This window comes from Thauera sp. ZXT1-4 (assembly GCF_052598215.2).
On sequence record NZ_JBQWSN020000003.1, the window covers coordinates 150,439 to 165,694 of the forward strand.

The window sequence follows — 15,256 nt, forward strand, 5'->3', positions numbered from 1 at the left end:
TGTCGATCTGGGATCTGGTGTCACCGGCCAACCGCCGCTGCGGGCCGGAAGAGTGCGCACTCCCCCCTAAACACGGATGAAGCGGTCACGACAAGAGAAATGCGACCATGACACAACTGAGAATCACCGGCATGACCTGCGAATCGTGCGCGGCCCATGTCAAGGAAGCGCTGGAGCGGGTGCCCGGCGTGCGTTCGGCGGAGGTGTCCTACGCCAAGGGCAATGCAACCTTGGCCATGACCACAGAGACTTCGACCAACGCTCTGCTCGCCGCCGTCGCCGGACTCGGATACCGGGCCGCGCTGGCTGATTCGCCGACTGCGCCGCCGCGTGGCGGGCTGTTCGACAAGGTGCGCGAATGGGTTGGCGGCATGGACAAGACCGGCCACGGCGACGGCAAGCTGCATATCGCCGTCATCGGCAGCGGCGGGGCGGCGATGGCCGCGGCGCTGAAAGCCGTCGAGCAGGGCGCGCGGGTGATGCTGATCGAGCGCGGCACCCTCGGCGGCACCTGCGTCAATGTCGGCTGCGTGCCGTCCAAGATCATGATCCGCGCCGCGCACATCGCCCATCTGCGCGCGGCGAGCCCGTTCGACGACGGCATCGCATCGGCGACGCCGGCCATCCTGCGCGAGCGGCTGCTTGCCCAGCAGCAAACGCGCGTCGAGGAACTGCGCCAAGCCAAGTACGAAAGCATTCTGGACGGCAATCCATCCATCACGCGGCTGGCGGGCGAGGCCCGGTTCAAGGACGCGCGCACGCTGACCGTGGCGACCGCAGACGGCGGCACGCGCGAAGTGAGTTTCGACCGCTGCCTGATCGCGACCGGCGCGAGTCCGGCGATCCCGCCGATCCCCGGCCTGAAGGACACGCCGTACTGGACCTCGACCGAGGCGCTGGCGAGCGACACGATCCCTGTGCGGCTGGCGGTAATCGGCTCGTCGGTGGTGGCCGTCGAACTGGCGCAAGCCTTCGCCCGGTTGGGCAGCCAGGTCACGATCCTGGCGCGCAGCACGCTGTTCTTCCGCGAGGACCCGGCCATCGGCGAGGCGGTGACGTCGGCATTCCGTGCCGAGGGCATCGAGGTGTTGGAGCACACGCAGGCGAGTCAGGTCGCTCATCGGGATGGCGAATTCGTGCTCACGACCGGGCACGGCGAGCTCTCCGCCGACAAGCTGCTGATCGCCACCGGCCGCAGCCCGAACACGCGCAGCCTGAACATCGAAGCGGCCGGCGTGGCAGTGAACAAGCAGGACGCCATCGTGATCGATGACCACATGCGCACCAGCGCGCCGGATATCTATGCCGCCGGCGACTGCACCGACCAACCGCAGTTCGTTTATGTCGCGGCGGCGGCCGGCACGCGCGCCGCCGTCAACATGACCGGCGGGGAGGCGGCGCTCGATCTCACCGCAATGCCGGCCGTGGTCTTCACCGACCCGCAGGTCGCCACCGTCGGGCTGTCCGAAGCCGAGGCCCACCTCAAGGGGATCGAGACCGACAGCCGCACGCTCACGCTCGACAACGTGCCGCGCGCGCTCGCCAACTTCGATACCCGCGGCTTCATCAAGCTGGTGATCGAGGAAGGCACGCGTCGGCTGATCGGCGTGCAGGCGGTCGCGCCAGAGGCGGGCGAACTGATCCAGGCGGCCGCGCTGGCGATCCGTGCCCGGATGACGGTGGAAGAACTGGCCGACCAGTTGTTCCCCTACCTCACGATGGTCGAGGGGCTGAAGCTGGCGGCGCAGACATTCAAGAAGGATGTGAAGGCGTTGTCCTGCTGCGCCGGCTAGAAATTGAGCCGGAAGCCGGTGGTCAGGATGTAGTCGTTCCTGAGCGCGCTGCCGTTCAGGCGCTGCGAGACCGGTATCTGAATGCCCGCTTCGAGCACCCACTTGCGTGTTACGTACTGCACGGTGGGGGTGAGGAACAGCGTCGTGCCGCCCGAGTTTGGATCGTCAGTCCCGTTGACCTGATCCTTGGCGCCGTGAATGAGGTTGGCTTCCAGCCCGCCGTAAAGAAAGCTGGGGACACCTTCGCCCAGCGTGCCGGGCCACAATCGGCGCTGAACCGACAGGTCGAGGCGAGTGACCGCACCAGCCCGGAAGCCGTTGGCTTCGCCATTCGATTGATAGGCAAGCTGGGCATCCGCGCCCCAGTCCAGCGATTGAAAGGACGCCACCGCGCCGCCCAGCCAGTCCCATGAGCCGGAGCCTGGCTGGAGCATCGGCGGCAACCGTCCCAGGCGATCGGTTGCGCGGTCATCGCCGGTCGGCGCCGTGACGGCGAGAAACGGCGCGATGCGGAAGGTATGCCCTGTCGCGTTGACTTCAAAGGCCGTGTAGCGGCCCATGAATGTCGCATCGCCGAAACCCGCCTGGCTGCGTGTCACGTCCGCCCCGCCCATGTTCATCGACAGCCGCTTGTCGGCATAAGGCAGCACGGCGAAGACCGCAAAGTCGCGGCTGACCCCGTAACCCAGCACGGACATCAGGCCGGAAACCTCCATGCGGCGGTTCATCGACGATGGGTCGTCGGTGCTCTTCATGTAGACGAACTGCTCGCGCAGAATCCACTCGTCCTTGGAGATGGGCAAGGCCGTATTGAAGGTCAGCGGCGCGGCATTGGCGGCCCCCGCCCAGGCGCACAGCATGGTCAGCGCCAGGATGTTTCCGGGCGGGACGTTCATTTGGCTTCTTCCTTGGATACCTTCGCCTCGCCGGGCGTGAAGCCGGCATCATGGATGAGCTGTTTGTAGCGGTCGAGATCGGCCTGCGCGCCGGGTTTGAGCACGATGCGGACGTTCTGCCCCTTCAGGCTCGCGCTCGCATGATCGACCTCGCGTGCCTTACCGAGATTCTTCTCCAGCCCGTAGGCGCAGAACGGGCAGGTCATGCCCTTGACGGCAATGTCCACCACCAGGCGCTCCGCGCCGAAGGCCATCAGTGGCAGGCACAGCGCCAAAGCTGCTGCCAAGTGTTTCAGATATCTTTGCATCACGATGATCTCCTTCGATGATGGGACGCTCAGACCCCGAGCCAGATGCGGATCGGCAGCGCCAGATAGGCGGCGAAGAAGCCGACGCCCCAAAGGATGGCCGAGACCCCATGAATCCGCCGGTTCCAGCGCTGGGCGCTCTCGCACAGGCGCCCCAACTCGGGATCGCTCGGACAGGCTCGCCCAGGCCGGTAGAGCAGCCAGCCGGAAACGAGCAGCATCAGTCCGGAACCCGCGAACACCCAGGCCTTGTGCAGGGCCAGCGTGACCAGGAACGGTGCGGCGCTCGTGACGGCCGCCACGGCGGCGCCCAGGCCCAGCATGACGAACACGATCGGCAGTGCGCAGCAGACCAGCGTGCCGGCTGAGGTGAAAAGCGTCAGCCAACTGACGGCGTTTTGCCGAAGCTGCGACGAATCGGTCTTCATCGCGTGCGCCTACCAGGTGAGCCAGGGGAAAAAGGCGAAGTAGCCATTGAGCAGATACAGGCCGGAGACGACCAGCAGCAGGCTGCCGGTTAGCTCGAAGGCGCGGCGGAACCGCCCGAGCGGCTTCATCTCCTCGATCCACTCCAGCGCGACTGCCGCCAGGGCCAGGGGAATGGCGCGACCAATGGCGAAACTGGTCAACATCGCCGCGCCGAACAACGGCGAGCCGCTGGCCGCCGCCGCGCCCAGCAGCACGACAAGCGCCGGAGTGCACGACGGGCAGACGGCGACCGAGAACGGGATGCCAAGCGCGAACGCGCCCCAGCTACTCCCGACGCGCTTGGCTCTGAACCCGATACTGGGCAAGGGCAGCTTGATCCACCCTGCCCACAGCAGTCCCAGAACGATCAGCCAGGGGCCGAGCAGCAGCCCCCACCAACGTCCGGCCAGTTGCTGTACCCCTTGACCGCCCAGTCCCGCCACGGCGCCCAGCATCGCATGGGCGGCGACCAGCCCTGCAAGGAAGGCCAGGCCGTAACGGACGGCCTCTCGTGGCTCGCGGGCGCGGGTCACATAGGCGAGCGACACCGGCAGCGCAGCGATTGCCAGGGAACTCACGCTGAACAGCAGCCCGGCCAGCAGGCTGATGCCGCTGGCGACACCTACACTTCGGGACGCGAGCTGCGCCAGCGTTTCAAGCTCCATGGCCACGCCCCTCATTGCGCCGATGGAGTTCGGCAATGAGCTGTTCGACGGTCGGCAGCGTGGCGAACGCCAACTCGCCATCGATGGCGAGCGCCGGCAGCGTCAGCACGCCCAGATCGACCGCGCGGTCGAGATCATCGAGCACGTCGACCTCGCACCACTCGACGCTGGGCACGGCGACAACCGCAGCCGCCTTGAGCGCCGTTGTCGTCCCGGCACACTTGGCGCAGCCAGGCGTGTAGAACAGCTCGATCTTCATGGCATGCGCTCCGCTTCACCGCTGACCGCTTCCAGGGCCGCCAGGATCGGGCAGTCATCGACCGGCAGTGCCCCTCCGGCGCACTCGGCGATCAGCACGTCGAGCGCCGCCGACATCGCCTGGATGGCGCGAATCTTGGCGGCGAGCTGGAGCTTCTTCTCGACGGCGCGGCTCTTCACGTCATCGCAGCATGCGCCGTCGGCCTGGCGCAGATGCAAGAGTTCGCGAATCTCCGCGAGCGTGAAGCCGCAAGCCTGGGCGTGCTGGATGAAGCGCACCCGCCGCACCGCATCCTCGCCATAGAGGCGATAGCCGCCGTCGGTCTTGCTCGCCGGGGCGAGCAGCCCCTCGCGCTCGTAATAGCGCAGCGCGTCGGGGCTGATATCCCCGGCCTTTGCCAGCTTGCCGATGGTCAGCATCAGGGCTGGCCGAGGCCGGCGGCGCGCAGGCTCGCCTCATCGACACCGCGATCAGTGCAGCAGCCGGCGAGCCGGCCGTCGATCGCCACTGCCGGCACCGAGCGCACGCCAAGCGCCTTTGCGCGCTGTGCGACGGCCAAGTCGCGCATGTCGAGCACATCGACTTCGCACGAGGAGCAGGCCAGGCTTTTTACAAGGGTTTCGACATCGGTGCAGGCTGGGCAGCCGGCGCTGAACACCTCGACTTTGCGTTTGGCAGTCATTTCAAGGCTCCTGTTGATGTTCGTGATGCGTTGCAGCCACGCGGATGCGTACTACCCCACGACTTAAGGATAAACCTTGGAGTGCACTCAAGAGTCAAGCAGAACGGTCGGACGCATCATCGAATCCACGCTTTCAAGGTCGAGGAATACCGTCTGGATTGGCGCGAACGTGGGTTCAGTTCCCGGATTGCCGTTGTACGAAGGCGAGTAGCCCCCCGTTGCGTGCCCCCCGCGGGACGCTTCCTTTTCATGGAAGGCGGTGACGGCGCGTCGCCGATTCCCGGACGACGGGCTCCCACGTCTGCCGCACGCTTCCCGCATGTTCGCTGGCGTTGCCGGCAGCATGCCCAGGCAGTCGAGACCTTCGAGACTGCGGCGCGGTTCGCCGTGCTGGTTGTTTCGTTCTCCGGGCGCACCCGCGTCCATCCACCTCACCCTCAAGGGACAGACCTCCCTTGCGGGCGGGAGTCCCTTGGTTGCCACAAGGAGTCTCCCCATGGATACCCAAGCCATCCGTGCACAGATGCCAACGCTTGTCGTCGGTCATGTGCCTTCCAACGTCCGTTCGTTCAAGTTCAACATCTTCGACGGCCAGCCCAAGGTTTCGATGCTGGGCTTTCACATCGACCCGAAGCCTTTCGAGGGCAAGGTCATCGCCACCACCGACGAGGCCATCGTCGTCAAGACGGGGCGGGCCGAGTTCGCGGTGCTCGACCGGGCGCTCGTGACTGAGGTGCCCGACGAGGGCGCCAAGGTGCAGGTCGAACCCTATGTCAGACGCCGCTTCGACGGTCAGCGAGCGGACACGCCCGAGGAGCACACCGAGTTCACCGGCTACGGCCAGCCCTACACGGTGAAGCGGTTCGTGCTCGGGTCCGCACCGGCGAAGCTGCCGATCCCCGAGCCGCGCTGCCCCGAGCTGCAGGAGCTGGTCGACCAACTGGAGCAGTTGCCCGCTCCCGATGGTTTCCGGCGCATCACCCACATGCTGGTGGATGCCGGTGCGCGGGACATCACCTGGGTCGATCCGCTGCCCGCCGACATCATCCGCACGCCGCCGGCCCTCGGCTTCACCGTCGCCACGACGAAGTTCCAGGGTCGCGTCACCGTGCTGTATGAGCGTGGCCTCGACCTCTACGCGGTGGAGCTGCACCGCGACGGCGAGCCGATCGAACGGGTCGACGATGTGTTCTTCGACACCCTCGGCGAGACGCTGGAACGGCTGATCGACGACGGGAGCTGGAGACGCATCCGCGTGCAGTGCCTGTCGGGTCGCAAGGCTGTCCGGCACTGACCTCCCAGCAGCTTCCCGCCCTCGCGGCGGGAAGCCTCTCTTCTTGCCTCCCTGGAGATCACATCCATGTCTGTTCGATTCAAGGGCACCGACCTGCGGCCCGTGCTCGCCGAAGCGGTGGTCAATCAATGCCGCGTCATCCTGGTCAAGGATCAGGGCGTGTACTTCCTGGCCGAGCGCGGCGAGCGCCGGCCCGATGGCCGCCAGAAGACCATCGCCTATGCCGCCGGCTGCAACCCGGATGTCGATGCGTTCGATGACTGGTGGGAGCTGGCGCGCGCCGAGTTCGGCGGCGATGACTTCGGCGAGTTCTTCGATCCGCACGATGGCGTTTTCGCGCTCATCCTGAGCGGCGAGGGCGACCTCGATGTGTCCGCCACTGCAACGCACCTGTCGCTGCGGGCAGTGACGCCGACGCGGAAAGGCACCTGACCGTCCCACATTCCCAGCCCCCGCTCCGGGGGCGTCCCATTTCCTGGCGCAACGGCTCTCACTGCGCGCGTTTCATGGTTTCACTGCCTTCACATCGATCGAGCGGGCCGTCTTCCCGGGCTTGTCCGCGGCGAGGACCACGCTGACCACCTTGCCCCGAAGGGTCGGCAGGTAGACGTATTCGCTGCCCTGCCGGATCGGAGTGCCGAGCGGGACGTCGATCTCGACCTCGCCCGTCGCAGTCTGCAGCTTCAAGCTGCCGGCACAGCCGCCCGGCTTGAAGTCGCAATGGGTCAACTTGCTGCCCACCACTTTGCCTTCGAGCGCCTGCTGCGCGAATCCCGGCGCAGGGGCGATCACCAGGAGCACCCCCAACGCAATGCCCCCGACTGCAATCAACTTAGACATGGCTCGTCCTCCTGAGGTCGTTCGCGGCGAGTCGGCCGTCCGCCAAGTGCAGGATGCCGTCGGCCAGGGCGGCCAGCGCTTCGGCATGGGTCACCACCACCACGGTGCGTTCGCGGGAGATCGCCTTCAGCAGTTCGTAGATCATGCCGCCGGTTTTGGAGTCCAGATTGCCCGTCGGCTCGTCGGCCAGCACCAGCGGCGGATCGTTGGCCAGGGCCCGGGCGATCGCCACGCGCTGCTGTTCGCCACCGGAGAGCTCACCCGGCCGGTGGGCGAGCCGCGCGGCGAGGCCCACCCGGTCGAGCAGCGCACCCGCCCTCTGTCTTCGCTCGGCGGCCGCCACACCGTCGAATTCCATCGGCAGCATGACGTTCTCCAGCGCACTCAGGTTGGGGATGAGGTTGAAGCCCTGAAACACGAAGCCCACGGTCTTGCGGCGAAAGCGCGTCAGTCCGGCCGCGGGGAGCGTATTCAACGACTGACCGGCGACCACGACTTCGCCCTCCGTCGGATGATCCATCGCGCCCACGATGTGGAGCAGCGAGGACTTGCCGCTGCCGCTGGGGCCGACGATGGCGAACATGCCTTGCGCGGGCAGGACGAGGTCGATGCCATCCAGGGCAACGACGGTCTCGTGGCCCTTGCGGTAGATCTTGCTCACGCCGTGGAGCGTGATCAATTCGCTGCGGTCATTCATTGCGTATGGCTTCCATGGGCGAGAGCCGCAGAATCTGCCGGATGCCCCAGCTGCTTCCGGCCAACGCCGCCGCGATGCTGATCAGGATCAGCATCGCGAGGGTGCCGGGACCGAGATCCGGGGAAAGGGCAAGCGCGTCGAGGAGCGTGTCCTTGTACTGGGCCGGGAGGAAGGGCGCCACGCCCAGCCCGAAGGCCCTTTGGAGGACGGCACCGCCGCCTGCACCAAAGAGCAGCGTGCCCAGCAGCGCCCCGGCGAGGCACAGGGCCACCGCCTCGGTGAGGAATCCAGCGACGATGCCCCCGTCGGATGCGCCCAGCGCCTTCAGCGTGCCGATCTCCCGCGCGCGGCTACGCACGAGCAGCAGCATGACGAAGAAGACGATCACCGCCATCAGCACGGCCGACAGGGCGATACCGCCGGCGGCGAGCATGCGCACGGCGCGCGTGGCCGTGCTCTGAAACTCGGCGACATTGGTGGGCGCGATGATGTCGGCGGTATCGCCCAGCCGGGCGCGCAGCGCCTGTTCGACCCGTGGCAGATGTGCCGCCGAGTCCGCCCGGACGAACAGCCAGGAGATGCCCGCCGGAACTCCGTAGATGTCGCGGAAGGTGTCCAGCGGCATGAAAAGCTGCATGTCGCCGAAGACGTAGCCGCTGGCGTAGATGCCCACGATCCGGAGCGTGGCGTTCGGGCGGTCGAGGGCGAAGATGACCGGGTGGGTCTTCTTGAGATCGAGGGTCAAGGTCGCGCCGTCGAGCTTGTCCGCCGTGATGCCGACCCACTGGGCGAAGCCCTGGCCGATGATGGCGACGCGCTGGCCCCGATCGGCCTCGGTGAGATCCCGCCCCGCGATGATCCGCGGGTTGCCCGCCTCGCCGTGGGACTCCAGCCGCCGCGCGTCGCCCGGCTCGACCCCGACCACCATTGCGAAGTTGTGCCCCTCGGTGGGCGTCATGGCCAGCAGATAGGGCTCCACCCGAGCCACGTGCTCGATCGCCCGGGCCTGCTCCAGGGCGTCCTGGGGCAGGATGTCCTCGTTGCCCACCATGTTCACGTGCCCCATCGAACCGCGGGCGCGAAGCTGCAGGGTGTTATCCACGTTCTGCTGCAGGATCGCCGTCTGCTTCTCCACCGCACTGCCGATGGCCTGCATCATGAGCAGCAGGAAGCACGGCATGCCGATCAGCACCGCCACCAGGACGAGGTGCGTCTTGCTGCGCAGCAGATTCCTGAGGCCCAGGCGGATCATGCTTGCCTCCGCATCGCCTCGACCGGGGACAGGCGCGCCGCGCCGATGACCGGATAGAGGCTGGCGAGCGCCGCGAAGACGACCGCGCCGCCCAGGATGAGCACGATCGCCCGCCCATCGAAGGAGACGGGCAGATCGAGGAGGCGGGCCAGCGTCCCGGCCATCGGGGCCGCCAGCAGCAGCGCGCCCAAGGCGGAAAGGCCGCTCACGGTGGCGGCTTCGGCGAGAAACTGGACGACCACCTCCGCGGTCGAGGCGCCCAGCGCCTTCAGCGTGCCGATTTCGCGCACCCGCTCGCGCAGGCTCAGGACCATCACGAATACCACCAGTACCGCCCCCACCGCGAAGAGCAGGGCGGCGGCGTAGGCGCTCGTGGCCGCCAGCCCGCCCAGGGTCGTGCGGGCGGTGGAGACCGCCTCCGGTGTCGTCACTACGTCCGCTTCCGGCAGACGCTTGAGGTCAGCGACCACCGCCTCGACATGGGCGACGGAATCGACCGTGACGAAGATCTTCGAGAGCTTGCCGCCAGGCCGGTAGAGCGCGCGGAAGGATTCGATCGGAATGAAGACATGGTTGTCGCCGAAGTCGTTGCCGGTGGTGTAGATCCCGATCACCCGGAAGGGCTGGCCGTTGAGAACCACCTGCCGCTCGGTGCGGGCGAACACCGCAGGATCATCGATGCCGAGACGCTGCCGCGCATACAGGCGCCCGACGACGGCGACCCGCTCGTGCTGATCCGCTGCGCTCAATGCGCGACCTGCAACGATCCGCGCGTTCTCGTAATCCACCTCGCCGATGGCGCGCAGTGCGGCGCCGGGGTGCAAGCCGATCACCATCGCGTAGGCGTTGCGCCGCGAAGGATCGATGTCGGGTTTGTAGACGTACTCGTCCACCCGGGCGAGGTGGCGCGCGTGGGGGATGCTCCGCACGTTCGCCAGCGTATCGACCGAGAAATGTTCCTCCCCGACCGGCTTGTCTCCGCCGAACCCGCCAGTGCCGAAGGCCCCCGCCTCGCGCAGCTCGATCAGGGTACGCACGCGCGCCTCCATCCCCGCGATCTGCTGGCGACCGGCCAGCGCCGCCTGGACTAGCAGGGCGAGCAGGCTGATGACCAGGGCGAGCAGCGCGATCACCACCACGGCCCGCGCCCGGTGGCGAAACGGATTGCGCATGCCCCGCAGCACGGCGCCCATCGCTACCTCGCGGCGGCTGCGGCAGGGCGCGGAGGAACGCCGCGGCCGACGCTCACCACCGCATCGAAAAACAGGCGCGGCCGCCCCCACAGGGAGTTGAAGAAGATGCTGGTGACGGAGATCGCCATCGCCGCCATGGCCCAGACCGGGTAGAGCAGCCCGGTGGCCGCCAGCGGGATGCCGACGCCGTTGAACAGGAAGGCGAGCGCCACGTTCTGCAAGAGCTTGCGGTAGCTCCAGCGGCTCACTTCCCGCGCCGTCACGACCGCGTCGAGGCGGTTGTTGAGGATCACGACATCAGCCGCGTCGATGGCGATGTCGGTGCCGCCGCCCATGGCGATACCCACGTCGGCCTGCATCAGGGCGGGGGCGTCGTTGATGCCGTCGCCCACCATGGCGACCTTGCCCTGCCGCTGCAGGTCGCGAAGCAACTCGGCTTTCTCGCCCGGCAGCAGCCCGGCACGCAGCTCCGTGATGCCGACCTCTTCGGCGATGCGGCGCGTAGCGCGCTCGTTGTCGCCGGTGACCAGCACGCTCGTCACCCCCGCGCGGGTGAGCGCCTCCACCGTGGCGCGGGCCTCGGGCCGCACCCGGTCGCCCAGCGCCAGCACACCCCGCAGCCGTCCTTCGGAGGCCACGCCGACCACCGTGCGGCCGGCGCCTTCGAGAGCCGCGACGCGGGATTCGAGCGGGCCGAGCGTGATGTCCCGCTCGACGAGAAAGTGCGGGCTGCCGACCAGGATCGCCTGGCCCTCGACGTGGGTCACGACTCCCCGGCCGGCGACCGCCTCGAAACTCGCCACCTGGGGCAACGCCAGGCCGCGAGCGAAGGCGGCATCGACGATGGCGCCGGCCAGGGGATGCTCGGAAGCCGCCTCGGCCGCCGCCGCCAGTGCCAGGAGCTCATCTTCCGTGCCTTCCAACGGATCGATTTCGAACAGCACCGGGCGGCCTTCGGTCAAGGTGCCGGTCTTGTCGAACACCACGGTACGTACCAGCCGCAGGGTTTGGAAGGCCTCACCGGTGCGCATCAGGATGCCCTGTCCGGCCGCCTCGCCCGCGCCGCGCACGATGGAAAGCGGCGCCGAAATCCCCACCGCGCAGGGATAGCCCATCACCAGGACGGACAGCGCCGCGAACACCGCACGCTCCAGCCCGCCGCCGAACCCGAGCAGCGGGGCAGCCACGCCCCAGAGAAGGCCGGCCAGGATCGCCGCCGCGACCACCACGGGCGCATAGACGCGCAGCACGCGATCAACCAGGTGGAGCACGCCTGGCTTGAGCGCCCTTGCGTCCTCCACCTCCCGCGCCACGCGGGCAAGGAAGCTCTCTTCGCCGACGCGGGTCACCTGCACCAGCAGTGTGCCCAACCCGTTGATCGAGCCGCCGATCACCGTATCTCCTGTTGCACGCTCCACCGGGATCGGTTCGCCGGTCACGAGCGAGAGGTCCACCGCCGAGTGCCCCTCCATCACCGTGCCGTCCACGGGAACGCGCTCGCCGGGCCGGATGCGCACGAGATCGCCGACCCGCACTGCCTCGATCGGCAGCTCGGTCTCGCCGCCCTCACGCACGACCCGCGCGGTGTCCGGCTGCAGGTCGAGCAGGCGTTTCACTGCCTGGGAGCTGCGGGTCTTGACGATCAGTGACAGCCACTCGGAGAACAGGTGGTAGGTGGAGACCATCACCGCCACCGCGAAGAAGGGTGCCGTCGGATAGCCCGGCCGGTCCAGCGCGAGCCCGATCGCACCGCCGGCCAGCCCGGCGAAGGCGCCGAAAGCGAGCAGCACGTGCTGGTTGAGGATGGCCCGGCGCAGTGACTGGCCGGCCATGTACATGATGTGGCGCGCGCAGCCGAACACCGTGGCCAGCGCCAGCCCGGCGACGATCAGCGGGACGCTCCCGGCCAGCATGCCCGACTGACGGGCGGCGGCGACGGCGAAGACCGTGCCCGCAAGGGCCGCTGCCGTCCCGAAGGCGATGCGGCGGCCCCGGGACGACAGGGTGAGCGCCACGAAGGCGATCAGGCTCACTGTCGCCGTACCGGCAATGGCGACGGACCAGGCGTTCCTCCAATCGGCGATGAGGGCGATGGCGGCCAGGCTGAGCATCACGGCGAAGACGAAGCGCCGCCCCTCCTGCACCAATTCGGCTTCCTCCTCCTCGAAGGCGCGGAGCTTGCGCGGGTCGTGGAGGGTGTAGCCGATATCGCGCAAGGTCTGCATGACGGCCTGCGGCTCGATGCGCTGCGGGTCGTATTCCACCAGCGCCTGCTCATGGGTGAGGCTGACGGCGACTTTCTCGACGCCGGGGAGCCGGCCCAGGGCCCGCTCGATCGTGCCGGTGCACAGCGAGCAATGCAGCCCGCCAATGCGTGCCCGGATGCGCGCACGGTCCGGCCGGGCGGCCGGCTCCTCGCTCCAGAGCTTCAATGCTTCGGGCGTTGTGGCTTGGTTCATAGCGATCTCCTCAAGGCTCTCCGGCGACGACCCGATAGCCCGCACTTTCGATCAGCTCGACGACCCGCTCGGGCGAAGCTTCCTGCGGATCGAGGAGCAACCGCGCGCGCGCGTCCGGCCAGGAAACCTCGACGCGCCGCACGCCAGGCAAGCGGGCGAGCAGCGCCTGCAGCGTCTGCGCACAGCCGCCGCAGTGCATGCCGTCGATCTTCCAGGTCAATGTCTGCATGGCGCCCTCGCGATCTGCCGGAAACGATTTCATGCTAGACCTTTGAGTGCACTCCAAAGTCAAGACCAATTAGCTACGGCGTGGGGGGTGGCACCTTGAAGGACAGGTCAGCACGGCCGGCCCGGCCGCCCCTGATTGGCCGGTGAGCGCAGCTCGGCGAGTCGTGCCACCGTTTCAGGCGCGTGCGCCGTCGAGCGTGAGCGTGCGGCTGGGCACCTCTCCTGCAATGCGGGCATCAGGGAGTGCCGATTGCCGCTCGCATGCGCGCCGTCCTGGCGCCACGCTTCCGGCCATGTTCCGCTGACGTCCGTCAGCGACATGCCCAGGCAGCCACGATCTTCAAGGCTGCGACGCGGTTCCGACCGCGTTGATCACTCCAGTTCGCACCGGCATCCATGCGCGAACGGCCATCGGTTCTCGATGGCGATGCCTCCAAGCTGTTCCATCAACCCACGCGGGGGTTCCACACCTTCCCCGCCTTGGGTCGGGTGTGTCTCCGCCTCATTGTTCCCAGGAGATTCACCATGACCACTTCCACCGAAAAGTCCTACTTCGATCTGCACATCACCGGCCTCGGGTATCTCAATCGCATCCGCGAAGTGAAGCCCAAGAAAGGCGATGCGTTCCTGGCCTGCGACATCGCAGCCCTGAACGGTCCCAGCGATGACGTCTCGTATGTGCGCTTCGACACGCGCGTATCGGGTTCGGAAGCGCAGCACCTGGTGCGCCGCTGCATTCAGGCGGTCGACGCCGAGAAGAAGGTGATGATCGGCTTTCGCCTGGGCGACCTGTGGACCGACACCTTCACCTACTCCAAGGGCAAGCGTGCCGGCGAGCAGGGTGTGAGCCTCAAGGCCCGCCTGCTGTTCGTCAGTTGGATCAAGGTCGACGGCAAGCTCGTCTACAAGGCCGAACCCAAGCCGACCGAGACCGACGAGCGGGAGCCGGAAGTCCCTGTGACGTCCGACGCGCCCGCCGCGCAGCAAGCCTCGGCACCGGAGCCTTCCAGGCCCGTCGCCGATGCTGCCGACGACGCTGCCGATGCCCCCGCATTGGCCGTTGCCGAGTCGTTCTGATCCGCAAGGCCCCATCCCCGGGGCCTTGTCTTCTCTTCGTCCGCAGGAGACCTTCATGATCACCATCCCCGGCCAACTGGCCATCAAGACCATCCACGGCAGGAACGGCGACTTCAACGTCGGCCGCCTGGCGACCTCGATCGGCGAGTTCGTCGTGAAGAACGCCGAACTCGATCAGTACCGCGAGGGCAAGTACGACGGTGATTTCGTCATCGTCGAGATTCGCCCCTCCACGTACAACGCCAACGGCCGCATGGTCATCGAGATCCGCGCCCATCTGGGCGGGATGACGCTGTCCAACATCGACGCCCTGAGCCGCGACGAAGCCCGCCGGCTGAGTCCGCAGGAAGTCGATCCGATCGACGAGGAAGCGCAGGCGCCCGCGCCGGCAACGCCCCCGGCCAAGCCGAAGGCGAAGCCGCGCAGTCCGCGCGATCCCCTGGTCGATACCACGCCGTTCGGCAGCGAACCGGCTCCCGTGTCCGCTGCGGCCTCGGCCGAGGCAGACGACGCGCCGCTGTTCGGTGCCTTGTGGCCCCTGGGCGAGACCGTAAAGCTCGATGCGACCGTGGATCGTCGTGTGCTGCGTCAGCAGCGCGACCGTCTCGACAAGCTGGGCTACGAGTTCGCTCCGTTGTCCCAGGACTGGCACCTCAAAGCTGCCTGATCCATCCGCCGCCTTGCGCGGCATTCCGCCACCCGCCGGGGTTCTCCCCCGACGGGGAGGGCTCCGGCCTTTTCTTCAAGGAGACCCTCATGGGCTGGACCTTCGTTCGTCAGACGCGCGATCAGTTGATCCGCGAGCTGATCGCTCCGCAGGCGTCCGAACGCGCTTGCTGCGAAGTCATCGACCACACGCTGGACGGCGACGTTCTGTGGACCGTGGTTCGCGTCACCGCCAGGCAGGCGGGCGTCATGGGCCTCACGGCCGGTGAGTCCGTCTGCTACATCGGCTGCCATCTGCTGGAAAGCTCGGGCGGCGATTGGGGCTACAAGTCCCTCGATGAGTCCGTGCATCCGTACTACTACTCGTGCCCGCTGCGCTATCTCGACATGGCGCCGGTGCAAAGCTCCGAGTGGCGCGAGCGGGTTCACCGCTTCCACGCGGGGCGCGCTGTCTAGCGGCACGCATCTTCCTTCACCCA

At 67.5% G+C, this 15,256-nt stretch carries 19 protein-coding genes; 6 read left to right on the plus strand and 13 right to left on the minus strand.

Annotated elements, in window-relative coordinates; genetic code table 11:
* Positions 1-107 precede the first annotated feature (107 nt).
* Positions 108-1,793: a mercury(II) reductase gene (merA, locus tag ACUH78_RS04145; protein WP_445332772.1), complete on the plus strand. Its 1,686-nt coding sequence runs from the start codon at positions 108-110 to the stop codon at positions 1,791-1,793.
* Here merA and ACUH78_RS04150 read toward each other — a convergent pair.
* Genes ACUH78_RS04150 through ACUH78_RS04180 form a run of 7 tightly spaced genes read right to left on the minus strand, consistent with a single transcriptional unit; the run spans position 1,790 to position 5,071 of the window.
* Positions 1,790-2,689, minus strand: a complete 900-nt coding sequence (locus tag ACUH78_RS04150) for a transporter (RefSeq protein WP_445332773.1) — start codon at positions 2,687-2,689, stop codon at positions 1,790-1,792. The two genes, merA and ACUH78_RS04150, sit on opposite strands and share 4 nt — an antisense overlap.
* Complete coding sequence (locus ACUH78_RS04155) at positions 2,686-3,000, minus strand: heavy-metal-associated domain-containing protein (RefSeq protein WP_445332774.1); 315 nt, start codon at positions 2,998-3,000, stop codon at positions 2,686-2,688. The genes ACUH78_RS04150 and ACUH78_RS04155 overlap by 4 nt, the downstream gene beginning before the upstream one ends.
* Positions 3,001-3,026: 26 nt before the next feature.
* On the minus strand, positions 3,027-3,425 hold the full coding sequence (locus tag ACUH78_RS04160) for a hypothetical protein (protein WP_445332775.1): 399 nt from the start codon (positions 3,423-3,425) through the stop codon (positions 3,027-3,029).
* Positions 3,426-3,434: 9 nt separating this feature from the next.
* Positions 3,435-4,130 (minus strand): cytochrome c biogenesis CcdA family protein, encoded by a 696-nt coding sequence (locus tag ACUH78_RS04165; RefSeq protein ID WP_445332776.1) that lies wholly within the window; start codon positions 4,128-4,130, stop codon positions 3,435-3,437.
* Positions 4,120-4,389, minus strand: a complete 270-nt coding sequence (locus ACUH78_RS04170; RefSeq protein ID WP_445332777.1) for a thioredoxin family protein — start codon at positions 4,387-4,389, stop codon at positions 4,120-4,122. Before ACUH78_RS04170 ends, ACUH78_RS04165 begins: the two co-directional genes overlap by 11 nt.
* On the minus strand, positions 4,386-4,808 hold the full coding sequence (locus ACUH78_RS04175) for a heavy metal-responsive transcriptional regulator (protein ID WP_445332778.1): 423 nt from the start codon (positions 4,806-4,808) through the stop codon (positions 4,386-4,388). The genes ACUH78_RS04170 and ACUH78_RS04175 overlap by 4 nt, the downstream gene beginning before the upstream one ends.
* Positions 4,808-5,071 carry a thioredoxin family protein gene (locus ACUH78_RS04180; RefSeq protein ID WP_445332779.1) on the minus strand — a complete coding sequence of 88 codons (264 nt, stop codon included), beginning with the start codon at positions 5,069-5,071 and terminating at the stop codon, positions 4,808-4,810. The genes ACUH78_RS04175 and ACUH78_RS04180 overlap by 1 nt, the downstream gene beginning before the upstream one ends.
* 496 nt (positions 5,072-5,567) lie before the next feature.
* On the opposite strand from ACUH78_RS04180, the gene ACUH78_RS04185 reads away from it, so the two are divergent.
* Together ACUH78_RS04185 and ACUH78_RS04190 are read left to right on the plus strand one after the other, a co-directional pair.
* Positions 5,568-6,365, plus strand: coding sequence for a GTPase (locus ACUH78_RS04185; RefSeq protein ID WP_445332780.1), 798 nt, complete (start codon positions 5,568-5,570; stop codon positions 6,363-6,365).
* Between the two features lie 66 nt (positions 6,366-6,431).
* The gene (locus ACUH78_RS04190) at positions 6,432-6,797 is read left to right on the plus strand and encodes a DUF3085 domain-containing protein (RefSeq protein WP_445332781.1); all 366 of its coding nucleotides are present in this window, start codon (positions 6,432-6,434) and stop codon (positions 6,795-6,797) included.
* Positions 6,798-6,869: 72 nt separating this feature from the next.
* Here the strand turns inward: ACUH78_RS04190 and ACUH78_RS04195 are convergent, their stop codons facing one another.
* Genes ACUH78_RS04195 through ACUH78_RS04220 form a run of 6 tightly spaced genes read right to left on the minus strand, consistent with a single transcriptional unit; the run spans position 6,870 to position 13,035 of the window.
* Positions 6,870-7,205, minus strand: a complete 336-nt coding sequence (locus ACUH78_RS04195; RefSeq protein ID WP_445332782.1) for a hypothetical protein — start codon at positions 7,203-7,205, stop codon at positions 6,870-6,872.
* Positions 7,198-7,902: an ABC transporter ATP-binding protein gene (locus tag ACUH78_RS04200; RefSeq protein WP_445332783.1), complete on the minus strand. Its 705-nt coding sequence runs from the start codon at positions 7,900-7,902 to the stop codon at positions 7,198-7,200. The genes ACUH78_RS04195 and ACUH78_RS04200 overlap by 8 nt, the downstream gene beginning before the upstream one ends.
* Positions 7,895-9,154 carry an ABC transporter permease gene (locus tag ACUH78_RS04205; protein WP_445332784.1) on the minus strand — a complete coding sequence of 420 codons (1,260 nt, stop codon included), beginning with the start codon at positions 9,152-9,154 and terminating at the stop codon, positions 7,895-7,897. Before ACUH78_RS04205 ends, ACUH78_RS04200 begins: the two co-directional genes overlap by 8 nt.
* A complete protein-coding gene (locus tag ACUH78_RS04210; protein ID WP_510497550.1) occupies positions 9,151-10,347 on the minus strand; it encodes an ABC transporter permease in 1,197 nt (398 codons plus the stop codon). Before ACUH78_RS04210 ends, ACUH78_RS04205 begins: the two co-directional genes overlap by 4 nt.
* 2 nt (positions 10,348-10,349) lie before the next feature.
* Complete coding sequence (locus ACUH78_RS04215) at positions 10,350-12,806, minus strand: heavy metal translocating P-type ATPase (RefSeq protein WP_445332786.1); 2,457 nt, start codon at positions 12,804-12,806, stop codon at positions 10,350-10,352.
* A 10-nt stretch (positions 12,807-12,816) separates the two neighbouring features.
* Positions 12,817-13,035: a heavy-metal-associated domain-containing protein gene (locus ACUH78_RS04220; protein ID WP_445332787.1), complete on the minus strand. Its 219-nt coding sequence runs from the start codon at positions 13,033-13,035 to the stop codon at positions 12,817-12,819.
* 524 nt (positions 13,036-13,559) lie between these two features.
* Between ACUH78_RS04220 and ACUH78_RS04225 the strand changes: the two genes are divergently transcribed.
* The 3 genes from ACUH78_RS04225 (at position 13,560) to ACUH78_RS04235 (ending at position 15,233) form a co-directional block, all read left to right on the plus strand.
* Positions 13,560-14,111, plus strand: a complete 552-nt coding sequence (locus tag ACUH78_RS04225) for an STY4534 family ICE replication protein (protein WP_263092840.1) — start codon at positions 13,560-13,562, stop codon at positions 14,109-14,111.
* A gap of 55 nt (positions 14,112-14,166) precedes the next feature.
* Entirely contained in the window at positions 14,167-14,778 is a 612-nt protein-coding gene (locus tag ACUH78_RS04230; protein ID WP_445332788.1) for a DUF3275 family protein, read from the plus strand.
* An 89-nt stretch (positions 14,779-14,867) separates the two neighbouring features.
* Positions 14,868-15,233 carry a hypothetical protein gene (locus ACUH78_RS04235; protein WP_445332789.1) on the plus strand — a complete coding sequence of 122 codons (366 nt, stop codon included), beginning with the start codon at positions 14,868-14,870 and terminating at the stop codon, positions 15,231-15,233.
* The last annotated feature ends 23 nt before the right edge of the window (positions 15,234-15,256 follow it).

What these genes read in the sequence shown, in the direction of transcription:
- merA (WP_445332772.1), top strand. Translation starts at nt 108, where the DNA reads ATGACACAACTGAGAATCACCGGCATGACCTGCGAATCGTGCGCGGCC.
- ACUH78_RS04150 (WP_445332773.1), bottom strand. Translation starts at nt 2,689, where the DNA reads ATGAACGTCCCGCCCGGAAACATCCTGGCGCTGACCATGCTGTGCGCC.
- ACUH78_RS04160 (WP_445332775.1), bottom strand. Translation starts at nt 3,425, where the DNA reads ATGAAGACCGATTCGTCGCAGCTTCGGCAAAACGCCGTCAGTTGGCTG.
- ACUH78_RS04165 (WP_445332776.1), bottom strand. Translation starts at nt 4,130, where the DNA reads ATGGAGCTTGAAACGCTGGCGCAGCTCGCGTCCCGAAGTGTAGGTGTC.
- ACUH78_RS04170 (WP_445332777.1), bottom strand. Translation starts at nt 4,389, where the DNA reads ATGAAGATCGAGCTGTTCTACACGCCTGGCTGCGCCAAGTGTGCCGGG.
- ACUH78_RS04175 (WP_445332778.1), bottom strand. Translation starts at nt 4,808, where the DNA reads ATGCTGACCATCGGCAAGCTGGCAAAGGCCGGGGATATCAGCCCCGAC.
- ACUH78_RS04180 (WP_445332779.1), bottom strand. Translation starts at nt 5,071, where the DNA reads ATGACTGCCAAACGCAAAGTCGAGGTGTTCAGCGCCGGCTGCCCAGCC.
- ACUH78_RS04185 (WP_445332780.1), top strand. Translation starts at nt 5,568, where the DNA reads ATGGATACCCAAGCCATCCGTGCACAGATGCCAACGCTTGTCGTCGGT.
- ACUH78_RS04190 (WP_445332781.1), top strand. Translation starts at nt 6,432, where the DNA reads ATGTCTGTTCGATTCAAGGGCACCGACCTGCGGCCCGTGCTCGCCGAA.
- ACUH78_RS04195 (WP_445332782.1), bottom strand. Translation starts at nt 7,205, where the DNA reads ATGTCTAAGTTGATTGCAGTCGGGGGCATTGCGTTGGGGGTGCTCCTG.
- ACUH78_RS04200 (WP_445332783.1), bottom strand. Translation starts at nt 7,902, where the DNA reads ATGAATGACCGCAGCGAATTGATCACGCTCCACGGCGTGAGCAAGATC.
- ACUH78_RS04205 (WP_445332784.1), bottom strand. Translation starts at nt 9,154, where the DNA reads ATGATCCGCCTGGGCCTCAGGAATCTGCTGCGCAGCAAGACGCACCTC.
- ACUH78_RS04210 (WP_510497550.1), bottom strand. Translation starts at nt 10,347, where the DNA reads ATGGGCGCCGTGCTGCGGGGCATGCGCAATCCGTTTCGCCACCGGGCG.
- ACUH78_RS04215 (WP_445332786.1), bottom strand. Translation starts at nt 12,806, where the DNA reads ATGAACCAAGCCACAACGCCCGAAGCATTGAAGCTCTGGAGCGAGGAG.
- ACUH78_RS04220 (WP_445332787.1), bottom strand. Translation starts at nt 13,035, where the DNA reads ATGCAGACATTGACCTGGAAGATCGACGGCATGCACTGCGGCGGCTGT.
- ACUH78_RS04225 (WP_263092840.1), top strand. Translation starts at nt 13,560, where the DNA reads ATGACCACTTCCACCGAAAAGTCCTACTTCGATCTGCACATCACCGGC.
- ACUH78_RS04230 (WP_445332788.1), top strand. Translation starts at nt 14,167, where the DNA reads ATGATCACCATCCCCGGCCAACTGGCCATCAAGACCATCCACGGCAGG.
- ACUH78_RS04235 (WP_445332789.1), top strand. Translation starts at nt 14,868, where the DNA reads ATGGGCTGGACCTTCGTTCGTCAGACGCGCGATCAGTTGATCCGCGAG.